Raw genomic sequence first — 15,367 nt, 5'->3', positions numbered from 1 at the left:
AGAACGGGACCCCACGTGACTCAATCGATTGACGCCAAGGCAGCCTCCACCCCCATCGCGATCGTGGGGCTCGCCTGTCTGTTTCCCAAGGCCCAGAACCTCGGGTACTACTGGGGCAACATCAAGCGAGCCGTCGACGGGATCGGCCCCGTTCCGGAGACCCACTGGAAGCCAGCAGACTATTACGATCCCGACCCCAAGCGCCCCGACCACACCTATGCCCAGCGGGGAGGCTTCATTGACCCTGTGCCCTTCGACCCCACCGCTTACGGCATCGCACCCCACGCGCTGGAGGCGACCGACCCGGCTCAGGTGCTGGGCTTGGTGGTCGCCAGCGAGGCGCTCAGACATGCGGGTTATGGACCCGACAGGTCATTCGACCGCAGCCGGGTCAGCGTGGTGCTGGGCGTCACGGGAACCTTGCAACTGGTGATTCCCTTGGGTGCCCGTCTGGGACATCCCCACTGGCGCCGGGCGTTGCTGGAGGCTGGCGTCCCAGCTGACCAGGCCGATGACGTGGTGGCACGCTTGGAGGCCACCTACGTACCGTGGCAGGAAGCCTCCTTCCCGGGCCTGCTCGGAAATGTCGTCGCCGGGCGAATTGCCAATCGCCTCGACCTGGGCGGGACGAACTGCGTCGTGGATGCGGCCTGCGCCTCGTCCCTGTCAGCCATTCATCTGGCGGCCCTCGAGCTGTCCGCCGGCCGCTCCTCCATGGTGATCACGGGCGGCGTGGATGCCTTCAACGACATCTTCATGTACATGTGTTTTTCCAAGACGCCTGCCCTCTCCCCCACCGGCAATGCCAGACCGTTTGATGCAGAGGGCGACGGCACCATTCTCGGTGAGGGGGTGGGGATGGTCGTGCTCAAACGCCTGGACGAGGCTGAGCGAGATGGCGACACCATCTATGCCGTGCTGAAGGGGGTTGGGACGGCCAGCGATGGTCGAGGCAAGGCCATCTACGCGCCGGATGACGACGGACAGCAACGGGCGCTGACGGCGGCCTATGCCGCAGCGGAGGTCACGCCGGCGACGATCGAATTGCTCGAAGGACACGGAACCGGGACCAAGGTCGGCGATGCCATTGAAGTCACCGCGCTGCGTCGCATCTACGGCGAGGCCGAGGCCCACCGACCCCACTGTGCCCTGGGATCGGTCAAGAGCCAGATCGGCCACACCAAGGCGGCGGCTGGAGCCGCTGGCCTGATCAAGGCCGTGCTGGCGCTCCACCACAAGGTGCTTCCCCCCACGTGCAAGGTCAAGCAGCCCTTGCCCGGCATTCAGGACGCTCAATCCCCGTTTTATCTTCCTGCAGAACCCCGTCCCTGGCTGCGTCGGCGTGCTCACCCACGCCGGGCGGCGGTGAGTTCCTTCGGGTTTGGTGGCAGCAACTTCCACGTCGTCCTGGAGGAACACAAACCGGAACGCCGCGCCACGGATTGGGACGGCCGGGTCCAGCTGGTGACCCTCTCCGCCGACTCGCTCGACGCCCTACACGCGGCGCTCAAGCCCTTTGGAACGCTGGAGAGTTGGGAAGACCTGGAAGTCGCGGCCTGTGATGCACGGGCCGGTTTCCACCCGGGAGCCGCTCACCGTCTCGCGTTTGTGGTCGAACGCGACAGCACTCAGGTGGCTGACCTCGTGGCCCGCCTGCTGGCAAGGACGGCCGAAGGACGAGACTTCGAGTTCCCCGACGGCGCCTGCTATGCCTCGGGCCCTTCGGCGGGAGGCCTTGCCGTGCTGTTCCCCGGGCAGGGCGCGCAGTATGTGGGGATGGGGCGAACGCTCGCCTGCGCCTTCCCTGAAGCCCTTGAAGCTCTGGAAGAGGCCGAGGTCGCTTTCGGCCTGGAAGCCGGGGGCGAATTGCCTCACGGCAGCCGCCTGATCGACCGGATCTACCCCCTCACCGCCTATGATGCCGCAGGCGTGACCGAACAGGAGGAGCAGCTCAGGGCCACCGATGTTGCGCAACCCGCGATTGGTGCCGTGTCGTTGGGGATGTGGTCCATCCTGGCCAACTGGGGCCTCCGCCCTGTGGCTGCAGCGGGACACAGTTACGGGGAGCTCACCGCCCTGATGGCATCCGGTCGCCTGTCGCGCACCGAATTTCTGGAGCTTTCGGTGTTGCGAGGTCGCTTGATGGCCGCGGGAACGGAGGCGCGAGGCAGCATGCTGGCCGTCCTGGCCCCGCTGACCGAACTGGAGGCCTGGCTGGCCCGTCACGGTGAGGGGCTCGTGCTGGCCAATCGCAACACACCGAACCAAGGCGTCATTTCGGGCTCCCGCGCCGCCATCGCGCGCGCGGAGACGGAGTTGAAGGCAGCCGGGATGCGCGTCGCGCCGCTGGCCGTGGGTGCCGCTTTCCATTCTCCCCTGGTGGCGGATGCTGCCGACCCCCTGGCGGCTGCCCTGGCCCGCATGCCCCTGCCGCCCGCCTCCTTTCCGGTATACAGCAACACCCTGGGTGGTCTTTATCCGGGCGACGCCGCTGAAAGCCGCGCCCTGCTTGCCTCGCAGTTGGCCAGGCCGGTGGACTGGATCGGTCAGATCGAAGCGATGTATGCCGCCGGTGTCCGCGTCTTTCTGGAGGTGGGGCCTGGCTCACGTCTGTCCGGAATGGTTCGCGCCATTCTGGGTGATCGCCCGCATACGGCGATCGCGCTGGACGCCTCCCAGGGAAAGCGGGACGGGTTGGCCGACCTGGCCCGCGCGATGGCCCAGCTTTGCGCCGTCGGTCATCCGATCGACCTGACGCAGTGGCAGGGGGGCGCAGCCGCCGTTGCCTCCCTACGGGAGCGGAAAAGGCCTAAAATGAAGGTGATGGTCAGCGGGGCTCTCTACCGAGATCCGCGGCGTCCCACTTCACTGCCCCCTGCTGCGGGTGACCGTCGTCGCCCGACTGCAACCGCGGAGTCTCTCGTGACCTCTCCTCACTCTGAATGGCGTGGACCTGAAGCGGCTACCCCTGTGGCCGACCATGAAGCTGTCAAGGCGCTGATTCAGGCCTCGACGGACACGATCGCGGCGTGGCAAGCCTCCCAGCAGGAGGCTGCCGCCATGCATCAGGCATTCTTGGAGAGCCAGCGGGCGTCCCAAGAAACCTTCCGACGCCTGATGGACCAACAACGGGAACTGCTGGCGAAGCTCGGAGGCGAGACCGAGCCCCCAGGGGAGGCAACGGCAGCCGGCGCGCGCCCGGCGATCGCCCCGGCGGCAGCCGCTACCGTTGAGGCCACTCGTCGCGCCCTGAGGGGAATGCGGTTTCAGGCGGCCAAACCGTCGGCCCCGTCGCAAGCCGCCGTTGAACCGCTGCCCGAGCCGCCTGCACGGCAGGAATCCGTGGCAAGCTTGCCGCCGGTCGCGCCGGTCCAGCCTGCCAATCCGGGCAGCGTGATGCCCCCTATCGACGTCCGGCCACTCCCCCTCCCGAGACGCCCCCAGCCAACGGTCGCCTCCGCCCCGGCAGCGGAGACGCCAGTCTCGCCCCCAGAACGGTCGGGCGCGATGCCTCCTGCGCCGTTGCGTCAGCCCGAACCGGCTCCCGCGCAGCTGCCGAAGCAAGAAACCGCGGTGCCCTTGGACGGTGTGCGGGCCGAGTTGCTGGCCGTCGTGTCGGAGAAAACGGGTTACCCGCCAGAAACCCTGGAATTGGATATGGCCCTGGAGGGAGACCTCGGTATCGACTCCATCAAGCGGGTCGAAATCCTGTCGGCTCTGATCGAGCGCCTCCCCGGTACCCGTCCGCTGGGACCTGAAGAGGCTGGCGCCCTGCGCAGCCTGCGTGACGTCGCGGTCGCCCTGGCGGCCCAAGTGGGCCCGGCCCTCCAAGCCAACGGTGCCACTTCAGCCCCTCTTGCGACTCCCTCACAGCCGGAACGAACGGAGAGCCGTCCATCGCTACCCCCGCCTGCCGGGACTGCTCCCGTTGAGACGGGGCCTGCCCCTCTGGAGTCGCCCGCCCCGTCGGCTGCTGCCCACTCGGTGGAAGCCCTGCTGGGCGTGGTGTCTGAGAAAACGGGTTACCCGGTCGACACCCTGGAACTGGACATGGCGCTGGAGGGCGACCTGGGAATCGACTCGATCAAACGCGTGGAAATTCTCTCCGCCCTGGTCGAACGCATTCCCGGCGCGCACCCGCTGGGCCCGGAACAGGCGGGTGGCTTACGGACCCTGCGGGACGTGGCCGAGGCGCTGGCGGCTCAGGCTGCGCCGGCTGAGGCGCTGCCTGCCGGGCCTGCGCCGGCCCTCGCGGGCCCTCAGGCGGAACCCGTGAACGACCAGCTCGGCCTGCCTGCCTGGCCGGAGCCGCTCATGCCCGAACGGCCTCCAGCCTCTGCCGGCCTGCCACCATCGAATGGCGGCGCGCAGGAAGTTTCAGGGGCCCACGCGGCCACCGACGCTTTGTTGGCGGTGGTTTCGGAGAAGACGGGCTATCCGATCGACACGCTCGAGCTGGACATGGCGCTGGAAGGTGACCTGGGCATCGATTCCATCAAGCGGGTCGAGATCCTGTCAGCCTTGGTGGAGCGCCTCCCGGGAGCGCGTCCTCTCGGCCCTGAACAGGCGGGTTCCCTGCACACCCTGCGCGACGTGGTAACGGCCATGGAAAGCGCGACCGGGAGCCAGCAGCCCCCGGTGGACCGTGAAGCCCCCCCGGCGGTGAACGGCGCCAACCCACCCATGACCGCCTCCCAGGTGTCGTGGCAGACCCTGACCGCGGCCGTCCAGCATCTGGCCGAGGCGCCCTTGTTACCAGCGGTGCCGGAGCCAGACAGCGGGCTTCGGCCTTTGGTGCCCGCGGATTTCAACCCCGCCCCTTCGCCCGCTCTGAGCGCGCGCTGGCAGTTGGCCCAGCGGGCGGCAGACCCGGCGACGGCTCTGGGATTGAGCTGCGAAGTCCCCAGCCTGAGTCCGCTGCCAGTCACGGATCGGCTGGCGCAACCCAAGTTGGCTCCTGGGGCCACGGTCTGGGTGGCGGGGCCGCCTGGGCATGGACTCGTGACCACCCTGGTCGAGTGCCTCCGAGCGGCCGGTCTGACAGCCGTGGCCGTGAACCTCCAGGATTCGTCCGAATGGACGGTGCCGGGTGAACTGGCTGGCCTGGTCCTGGTCGCCCCCCAGGGGGATGGACCGACGTGGAGCGCATCAGACGAAGGGCTCGTCAAGCGGGCCTTTCAGCTCACAGTGGCGGCGGCACCGCTGCTTCAGGCCAACCGCGGCTGGTTCGTGACCGTGGCCCGTATGGATGGTGCCTTTGGCCTGGTCGATGCCTCATTGCCTTTCAGCCCCCTGGCGGGCGCGTTGGCGGGCCTGGCCAAGACGGCCGCTCACGAATGGCCTGACACCATCTGTCAGGCGTTTGACCTCCATCCAGGGTGGGATGACGCGGCAGCTGCGCTGGCCTTGGTGGATGAGATCACGCTTCCTGGTCCGAGTGAGGTGGCGCTGGGTCCCAATGGCCGCTTCACGCTGGTGCTTGAACCCGCTGGCCCCGCGTCAGCCCGTCCCCTCAGCCTGCAACCCGGGGATCTGGTGGTGTTGACCGGGGGCGGGCGGGGGGTCACGGCCGAAGTGGCTGTGGCAATCGCGCTGGCCTATCGCCCTGTGGTCGTGTTGTTGGGACGCACCGAGCTGCCGGAAGGCGAGCCAACCTGGCTGGCACAGGCCCAGGATGAAGCGGCCATCAAGCGCGCCATCTCGGACCACTCGGACCATCCCCTGGCGCCCCGCGAAATATCCGCGCGCTGGCAAGAGGTCGCCGCAGCGAGAGAAGTGGCTCGCACGCTGGCCCGTCTCGCGGCGCTTGGCGTGACCGCGCGCTATGTGAGCGTGGACGTGCGTGACACCCAGGCCCTGACCGACACCCTTGCCTCGCTCAGGCAGGATTTCGGCCCGGTGCGGATGCTGGTCCACGGAGCGGGCGTCCTCGCCGACAAGGCGATCGCCGACAAGACGCCCGCGCAGTTCGACCGGGTATTTGACACCAAGGTGGCCGGGCTGCGTGCGCTCTGGCAGGCGCTGGACGTCCAAGAATTGCGCCATCTGGTGCTGTTCTCTTCCATCACGGCCCGGGTGGGCCGACTGGGACAGAGCGATTACGCCATGGCCAATGAGGTCCTCAACAAGTTCGCCCGGCGACTGTCGGCCACGCAACCGACTCTGCGGGTGATGTCCGTCGGCTGGGGCCCCTGGGATGGGGGCATGGTCACCCCTGCGCTCAAGGCGATGTTCGCGGCCGAAGGGGTAGGGATTTTGCCGCTGAATGAGGGTTCCGTGTGGCTGGCTGCGGAACTGGGTCGCGATCGCCCAGCGGCTCCCGAGCTGATCGTCCTGGGCCCGACCGACGGCCTGCGCGTCGCCTCCGAGAACCAGGCGGCTCCAGTGGTGGCGCCTGCGCCTGCCGAGGAAAGGCTGCAAACGGTGATGCGGCGTGACCTGGCCGTTCGAACCCACCCGTTCATGGGGGACCACGTGCTGAATGGCAAGGCGGTCCTGCCGGTGGCCATCATGCTCGAGTGGATGGTCCATGCCGCCAGTCAGTTGCGCCCCGGGGCGGCCCTGATTGGATTCGACGACTTCGAGTTGCTGAAAGGGGTGGTCCTGGAGGTGGAGCCGTATGGCCTGCGGTTCGATGCCGGCAAGCCTGTGAGCGATCCGGAAGGCCAGCAGAGGGTCAAGGTCGAACTGTATGGCGATGGACGGGAGCGTCCACTGTCGCACACCACGGTCCTGTTGGGGGCCGACCGCGCAGCCGGACCGGAACGACACTGGTCCCACGGATGGCAGGGGGGCCTGGATGCCTGGCCGTACTTCCGAAGTGTGGAAGAGGCCTATCGCAGCGTGCTGTTCCACGGGCCCACTTTCCATGGCCTGCTGACGGTCGATGTGCTCGGTCCCGAAGGCGTGCTCGGCAAGGTGCAGGCTGCCGGAAATCCCCAGCAGTGGATGCAAGCCCCGGTTCGCGATACGTGGCTGACGGAACCGCTTGCGATCGACGCCATGTTCCAGATGCTGATCTTGTGGAGTGTCGAAACGCTTGGGGCGGCCTGTCTACCCTGCCGAGTCAGCAGTTTCCGGATGTATCGCCCCTTCCAGGCCCCCAGTTACTCGGTGGCTGTCCACGTGACGGCCCGTCGGGTCGGTACAGTGCTGGCCGATGTGGCCTTCCTCGATCCATCCGGCCAGCTGGTTGCCGAATTCCGAGGGGCGGAATGCACCTTTGCGACCGGCCTGGTGGAGGCCTTTCGGCGCAACACCCTGTCAGCCCCGATGACACCATGAACGGAAACTGGGCGCCCATTGCCGTCATCGGGGCTGGCGGGGTCTTTCCCGACGCTCCAGACCTGGAAACCTTCTGGTCCAACATTCTGCTGGGGCGCTGCGCCAGTCGGGATGTGCCGGAGGGGCGCTGGGTGCTCCCTAGCGCGGCCATTGTCGACCCCACCCCAGGTACCCCGGACCGTGTCCTGTCGTCACGGGCGTGCCTGCTCGATGAAGCCCTGATGGGCCGGGAGGAGCTGGGAATCCCGCCGGAGACGCTTGGCACGCTCGACCCCCTCTATACGGTTGGATTGACCGCAGCCACGCGTTGTTGGCGCAGTTTGCGGGCAGCCCCGGCGAATCTGGAGCGGGCCGGCCTCGTGATGGGGAACATCGTGCTGCCGGACAGCGGGGCTTCGGCCGACGCCATTGCCACCCTGGACGGAGAAGGGTCGCCGCGCCCGGCCGCCTATCGGGGGGCCGGCCTGGTGTCAGGCTTGGTGGCCCGCGCGCTGGGACTGGGACTGGGTGGCTATGCCATCGACGCGGCCTGTGCCTCCTCGCTTTACGCCATCAAGCTGGCCTGTGCTGAATTGGCCGCTGGCCGAGCCGATCTGATGCTCGCGGGTGGTTTGTCCCGGCCTGACAGCCTCTACACCCAGATGGGGTTCAGTCAGTTGCGCGCCCTGTCCCCGAGCGGACGGTGTGCCCCCTTCGATGCGGAAGGAGATGGCCTGGTGGTCGGAGAGGGAGCCGGTCTGGTGGCCCTCAAACGCCTGGCCGATGCGGAGCGAGATGGGGATCAGATCTGGGGGGTGATCCGTGGCATCGGAACCTCCAACGATCTGGAGGGAAGCCTGCTGGCGCCCCACTCCGAGGGGCAATTGCGAGCCATGCGTGAGGCCTACCGCCAAGCGGGTTGGCAGCCTGGTGACGTCGATCTGGTGGAGTGTCACGCCACAGGTACGCCACGCGGTGACGCCGTGGAGGTGGCCAGCTTGCAGACGCTGCGAGCCGACCTGGACACGCCCTGCGTGCTCACCTCGGTCAAATCCAATGTCGGGCACCTGCTGACTGCCGCGGGAGCCGCTGGTTTCATCAAAACCCTCTTCGCGCTGAGGAACGGCGTGCTGCCTCCGACCGCTCAGTTCAAGCAGTCTCCCACGGAATGGAAGATGGCCGAACATGGCATGCGCGTGTTATCCGCGCCCGAACCGTGGTGGGAAACGAGGGGGCGGGCGCGCCGCGCTGCGGTCAGTGCGTTTGGTTTCGGGGGCATCAACGCCCATGTTCTGCTGGAGGAGTACGGCGCGCCGGGCGGAGCAGAAGTCACGCTCTCGACGGCCCGATTGTCGCAGATGTTGGCCAAACGCCTGCGTCGAAAGGACAAAGCGTCCCCCCAGGAAGAGCCGCCCCCCTCGCCCGTCGCCGTGGTTGGCATGGGCTGCCGGATTGGCGCTTTCAAAAACCTGAGAGAATTTCAGGAGTTCGCTTTGGCGGGGGTGCCCTTGCCTCCGCACAAGCGGCGAACCGTGCAAGCCCGAGCGGGCATCGACCTGCCCTCCGTGCCGGAGAGTCTGGCGGGTTGTTACCTCCCGGGAGATCTGGAGGTGGCCACCGCCGGTTTTCGCATTCCGCCACGCGATTGGCCAGAATTGCTCCCCCAGCAGGCCCTGATGCTGCTGGCTGCCGATGAAGCCCTCCGGGACGTCGGACCTGCCTATCAAGACCGCCGGGTGCGTCACCCACGGGCCGGCGCCTACATCGGCATCGGCCTGGACGCCCGTTCGACCGACTATCACCGGCGCTGGCACCGTTTGAGCCGCCAAGAGGGCTCTCCGTTGCCGGCCCTGACGGCGGACCGCACCCTGGGGGCGCTCGGGGGCATGGTGGCCAGTCGATTGGCCCGAGAGTTTCGTTTCGGTGGGCCGACTCACACCGTTCAAGCGGAAGAGATGTCCGCCTATCGGGCACTCGAAGCGGGAATTCGAGCGCTGCAGCGGCGCGAAATCGAGCTGGCCCTGGTGGGAGCCGTGGACGTCCCGGGGGACCCGCGCTTGCTGGCATCTCGCCAACGTGAGGGGGACGGCCTGCCCACGGCAGAGGGGGCGGGTGCGTTGGTGCTGAAGCGTCTGGAGGACGCCCAAAGAGATGGCGACCGCATTTACGCGGTGATTGAAGGCCTGGCCAGCGCCAGTTCGCCTCGCCTGAACCGCCCCCTGGCGGGGCCGGATGCAGATGCCATTTCACGCGCCATTTCAGCCGCGTGGGACGAAGCGCAACTCTTGCCCGCTGCGGCCGGCTTGCTCGAACTGGACGGGACGGCATCGAAAGCTGAGCACGAGGCTGTCTCGACCATCTGGTCGCAAGCGGCGCCGGCCAGTCTGGCACTCGCTCGCGCGTCTCAGCGGGTGGGACGCGCCGGGCTGGCCTGTGGCATGGTGTCGTTGTTGCGCACGGCACTGGCCCTCTATCACGAGGTGTTGCCCGGGTGGGCCGGCCATCAGGAGGCGGCACCAGCCCTCGAGGCCCTTCACACCCCAAGGATGTCACAGTACTGGTTTTTCGATCGGGCCCAGGGGCCGCGCCGCGCCGGTGTCAATATCCTGGGACGCGAGGGAGGCGCGGGCCACGTGGTGCTGGCCGCCGCGCTGCAGCCCCCGGCAGCCGTCGAGCAGTCCAATCGTGAGCGCCTGCGCCCGCTCGGGGCGCCTCGCTGGGCTCTCTTTGCCCTGGCGGGTGATGACACCCGCGCGCTGACCCGCCAGTTGGAACGACTCACCCTGCACGCGCGAGCGGAACGTGGGGAGGCGAGCGTCGCACACGTGGCGCGCAGCTGGTGGCAGGAACACGGGGTGGGAGAAGGCAACCTGGGCCTGGCCATCGTGGCGCGTGATCACGTGGAACTGGAGGAACGCATCCGTGAAGCCCGGCGTGTGTTGGCTGGAGAGCATCTTCCAGCCGGCGATCCCCGTTCACCCGTGGCCAGCGTGTTCTTCAGTTCAGCACCCCACGGTCCTGACGCGGACCTGGCCTTCGTCTTCCCTGGCAGCGGCAACCATTGGCCCGGAATGGGGACCGACCTCTGGACCGCATTCCCGCAAGTCGCGCGTCTCCAGGACACCGATTCTCAGCTGCTGGCGACCCAGGTTCGGCCCGCCAGGCTGGTGCCCTGGCGGCGTGATTGGCCGGAGGGCTGGCAGGCCGAGACCGAAACTGCCCTGTCTCAGGATCATCGCACCACCTTACTGGCCCAAGTGGCGCACGGCGCCTTGATGCACGACTTGCTGCGCCTGTTTGGCGTGGGAGCCCGGGCGGTGATGGGCTACAGCCTCGGTGAAACAGCCGGACTTGTGGCCACGCGCACCTGGCGAGACCGGGACGAACTGACCCGTCGTATGGTGGCCAGCAAGTTGTTCACGGTCGAGCTGGGTGGCCGCTGTGCGGCAGCCGCACGAACGTGGGGCTTGCCCGCTGGTATGCCGGCGGCCTGGGTCAGCGGGCTCGTCGATCGCCCTGCTCAGCTGGTGCGCCAGGCCCTGTTGGAGATTCCCCAGGCCTATCTGCTGATCGTCAACACGCCGGGTGAATGTGTCGTCGGCGGAGCCCCCAGCGCAGTGGAAGCCTTGGTGGAGAAGCTGCGCTGCGCCTTTATCCCGATTCAGGGCGTCACCACGGTCCACTGTGAGGTGGCCGGACAGGTCGAGGGGGCCTATCGCGCCTTGCACGACTTGCCCACCAACCCGCCGCATGGGGTGCGTTTCTACAGTGGTTTCTGGGGTCGGGCGTATGACGTCACGCGCGCTGCCGCCGCCCAGGCACTGGTGGGACAGGCCCTCTCCACGCTCGAATTCCCGACCCTCGTGCGCACGGCCTACCAGGACGGCGTGCGGATTTTTGTTGAACTGGGCCCGCGCCATTCTTGCACGCGGATGATTCAGGCGATTCTCGGGGATGCCCCCCACGCAGCGCGTTCTGCCTGTGTCCGAGGCGTCGAAGGGGAACTGTCCCTGCTCCGCTTGTTGGGGCACCTTCATGCCGAGCGAGTGGCCATTGACCTCACCCCCCTCTATGGCCAACTCGCGACGCCGTGGGCCGCCCAGGTTCGGCCCACAGGCCCCGTGGCACGCGTGCCCCTTCACGCCGGCGGCCTGGCGGTTGCAGCAGCGGCGAACAGACCCTCGGAGGTGGCGATCGCCCCGTCCGAGTCCCCCGCTTCCCCGGCCCAACCCTCGCCCGCCCCCATCGTCACCGCGCGCATTCGGCGGCGCGGCAAGCCAAGAACCGACCTGGTCGCTCCGTCGTCACGCGAGCCTGAACCTCTCGCCGAGAAGCCTTCACCAGGCGCCGTCTCAGCCCGTCTACCGCGGCGTGAGACGGGGAAGCGAGCCGAGCCGTTCCACTCCCCAAGGACCACTGGCGGGGAGGCGCTGATGGCCGCCGTGCGGCCGGAACCCCGCGTCGAGCATGGCGCTCCCGTTCACTCCCCGGGAGTCGCTCTGGCTGAGCGTCAGGACACGGTGTCGGCGCTTCGGCGCTGGATGGACCGCGCCAACGATGGCCTCGCCTGCGTAACGGTGGCCAACCACCAGGCCCGGGAAGCTTATGCCGCGCTGGAGGCCGAGAATCGGAGCGGCGAGGAGAGCATTCGGGCGATCCATGCGCTGATCACACGCTGGTTGCCGCGCACGGAGTCAGTTTCCGACGCGCCGGTTTGGCTCGATCGGGCAGGCTGCCTGGCCTATGCCAGGGGCCAGATCGAGCCGGTGCTGGGGGCCTACTTCGCGCCGATTGACGCCTATCCGACGCGCGTGAGATTGCCGGATGAGCCGCTGATGCTGGTTGATCGGATTCTTTCTGTCACGGGAGAACCCGGTTCCCTCACGCAGGGCACCATTGTGACGGAACATGACGTCAAAGCGGGGGCCTGGTACCTGGACGGGCATCGCATCCCCACGTGCGTGGCCGTGGAAGCCGGTCAGGCTGACCTGTTCCTGAGTGGCTGGCTCGGGATCGATTTCAAGACGCGCGGTCTGGCGGTCTATCGCCTGCTCGACGCGGTGGTCACCTTCCATGGGCCGCTCCCGGGCCCTGGTGAAACGATTCGCTACGACATCGCCATCGATCGCTTCATCGAACAGAGCGGGGTGACGCTGTTCTTCTTCCGATTCGACGCGACAGTCGCGGGCCGCCCGCTGATGACCATGCGAGAGGGCTGCGCCGGATTCTTCACGGCGGAACAGCTGGCCGAAGGCAAGGGAATCGTGTTCTCCGCCCTTGAGAGTCGCACGTTGCCTGGCCGTCTGCCGCCGGATTGGACCCCCCTGCTGCCCATGGGCAAGACACCGTTGGATGCCTCACACCTGGCAGCTCTGCGTGATGGAGACCTGGTTGGCGCGTTCGGCCAAGCCTTTTCGGGCCTGCCTTTCACGCGTGCGGCGACACTGCCCGATGGCCTGATGCGCCTGGTCGACCGGGTCTGTGCGATCGAGCCGACCGGTGGCCGTTTCGGGCTCGGACTGATCCGGGCGGAGCATGACGTGGTGCCGGATGCCTGGTACCTGAAATGCCACTTCGTCGACGATCAGGTCATGCCAGGCACCCTGATGTACGAATGCTGCCTGCACACCATGCGAATCTTTCTGATGCGGCTGGGCTGGGTCGGACCAGCCGGGACCGTCTCGCATGAACCGGTGGTTGGCGTTCAAAGTCGGCTGCGGTGCCGTGGGCAGGTCTTGGCGACCAGCAAGGTCGTGACCTATGAGGTCTCCTTCAAAGAACTGGGTTATGAGGCGGATGGCACGCCCTTCGCCCTGGCAGATGCCCTGATGTTGGCAGATGGCAAGCCGATCGTCTTCATCAGCGACATGAGCATCCGACTGTCCGGACTTCGGCGTGTCCATCTGCAAGCCATGTGGGAGCTGGCTCGCGCCAACCGCTCTCTGGGCGAGACGTCACGCGCGCCCGTCGTGAAGCGACAGGAGCCCCGGTGCCAGTATGGCCCCGAAAGCATCCTCGCCTTTGCGGTTGGGAACCCCTCCGAGGCCTTCGGTGAGCGCTATCGCATCTTTGACCGCGAGCGTGTCATCGCTCGTTTGCCGGGCCCCCCCTACATGTTCCTGGATCGGGTCGTGCAGGTCAGCGGGGCTCCCTGGGTCTGCGAGGCCGGGGCCGCCTGTGAAGCGCATTACGACATTCCCACAGACGCCTGGTACTTCAGGGACGAAGGTCAGCCGACCATGCCCTTTGCCGTGCTGCTTGAAGTGGCGCTCCAACCCTGTGGCTGGCTGGCCGCCTACGTGGGTTCTGCCTTGACCTCGCCCGTGGATCTTTCCTTCCGCAACCTGGGGGGCAAGGCCATTCAATCCCGACCGGTCGGCCCCCAGGACGGCACCCTCGTCACACACGCCAGACTGACGAAAGTGTCGCAGTCATCCGGGATGATCATCCAGGAATTCGAATTCAGCGTGACCTGTCAGGGGGAGGCCGTCTACACGGGGTGGACGATGTTTGGTTTCTTCACGAAGCAAGCCCTCTCCCAGCAGGTCGGACTGAGGGGGGTGGAGCCCTCACCGCTCGACCCCAGACAACGGCTTCCTTTTCCGGCGCAGTTCGGCCCCATGCCGACCGGCAAGCTGGCCTTGGTCGGCGAAATCGATCGATGGGAGACGCACGGGGGCGATCACGGCCTTGGATTCATGCGGGGCCGCAAGCGAGTCGACCCGGCCGACTGGTACTTTGCCGCCCACTTTTACCAGGACCCTGTCTGTCCCGGCTCGCTCGGACTCGAAGCCCTGGTGCAGCTGATGAAGGCCGAGGTGTGGCGTCGCTGGGGGGCCTGGGTGGAACGCCCGACCTTCGGATCGCTGGCAGCGGGGAGGGAGCATAGCTGGCTGTACCGAGGCCAGATTGTCCCCACCAATCGGGAGATGGTGGTGGAGATGCACGTGAAGCGAATCGATGAGGAAACGCGGACCTTGGTGGCAGACGGGATCCTGTCGGTGGACGGTCGGCCCATCTACAGCATGACCGATTTCTCCCTCAGCCTGGAGGAAGGGACCAGCACGTGAGATACACCCGCGTGCATCTGGCCGGCTTGGGCTACGAGCTGCCCCAGGAAGAAGTCACATCAGAAGCGCTGGAGGCCAGGCTTGCGCCCCTCTACGAGAGCCTACGGGTGGCGCCGGGACAACTGGCCTATCTGACGGGCATTCATTCCCGACGCTGGTGGCCGGAGGGACAGCGACTGGCTCCCATGGCCGCCAAGGCAGGGCTTCAAGCGCTTCAAAGAGCCGAGCTGAGCCCGGGAGAGTTGGGGGCCGTGGTCTACGGCAGTGTGTGCCGGGATGATTTCGAGCCGGCCAGCGCGTGTGAAGTGGCTCATCTGATCGGGGCCGGCGGCGCCGTGGCCGTGCTGGACGTGGCGAATGCGTGCCTCGGTATGCTGAGCGGCGTGTTGCACGTGGCCAATATGATCGAACTGGGGCAGATTCGGGCAGGCCTGGTCGTAGGCTGCGAGTCGGCCCGCGAAATCAACGAGGCCATGATCGCGGAGATGTTGCTCGAACGAAACATGGGGCATTTCATGAAGGCCATGGCAACGCTCACGGGAGGGTCAGCGGCGGCGGCGATCGTGCTCACGGATGGAACGGTCGGGGCCCCCCCTGGACCTCGACTGGCCGGGGGCATTCAATGGGCGGCCCCCCAACACCACGATCTTTGTCGCTGGGGCCTGGACCGGCGCCGCCCAGCCCGCCAGGCGATGGTGATGGAAACCGATGCCGTCCCGATCATGCGGGAAGGGGTCCCCTTGGGGCGGGACACCTGGCAAAGGTTGCTGCAGGAACTGAACTGGCCAGCGCCGGACCGGACCATCAGCCATCAGGTCGGTCAGGCCAATCGCGCGGCCATTCTTCAGGCGATCGGGATGCCGCTCGAACGCGACTTCGTGACCTACACGCAACTGGGCAATACCGGGAGCACCGCCGTTCCCGTGACGGCGGCCATGGCCGCCGAGCAGGGTTTCACGCAGGCCGGCATGCGGGTGGCGTGGCTGGGTATCGGCAGTGGCCTCAACTGCCTGATGCTGGGATGGGAGGGCTGA

The 15,367-nt window shown here is 67.2% G+C and carries 3 protein-coding genes; all 3 read left to right on the top strand.

Going from position 1 to position 15,367, the window contains the following annotated elements:
- The first annotated feature begins 15 nt into the window (after window positions 1-15).
- The 3 genes from VKP62_16875 to VKP62_16865 are packed head-to-tail and all read left to right on the top strand — an operon-like array spanning window position 16 to window position 15,367.
- Complete coding sequence (locus tag VKP62_16875; protein MEB3198867.1) at window positions 16-7,284, top strand: SDR family NAD(P)-dependent oxidoreductase; 7,269 nt, start codon at window positions 16-18, stop codon at window positions 7,282-7,284.
- Window positions 7,281-14,333: a beta-ketoacyl synthase N-terminal-like domain-containing protein gene (locus tag VKP62_16870; GenBank protein MEB3198866.1), complete on the top strand. Its 7,053-nt coding sequence runs from the start codon at window positions 7,281-7,283 to the stop codon at window positions 14,331-14,333. The genes VKP62_16875 and VKP62_16870 overlap by 4 nt, the downstream gene beginning before the upstream one ends.
- Window positions 14,330-15,367, top strand: coding sequence for a 3-oxoacyl-ACP synthase III (locus VKP62_16865; protein MEB3198865.1), 1,038 nt, complete (start codon window positions 14,330-14,332; stop codon window positions 15,365-15,367). Before VKP62_16870 ends, VKP62_16865 begins: the two co-directional genes overlap by 4 nt.

It is taken from the genome of Candidatus Sericytochromatia bacterium, from assembly GCA_035285325.1.
Taxonomy (GTDB): domain Bacteria; phylum Cyanobacteriota; class Sericytochromatia; order S15B-MN24; family JAQBPE01; genus JAYKJB01.
Note: the sequence above shows the minus strand (reverse complement) of the source record. Positions and strands in the feature narration are given on the sequence as shown.

Coding starts and splice junctions, on each gene's coding strand:
- VKP62_16870 (MEB3198866.1), top strand. CDS start 7,281: ATGAACGGAAACTGGGCGCCCATTGCCGTCATCGGGGCTGGCGGGGTC.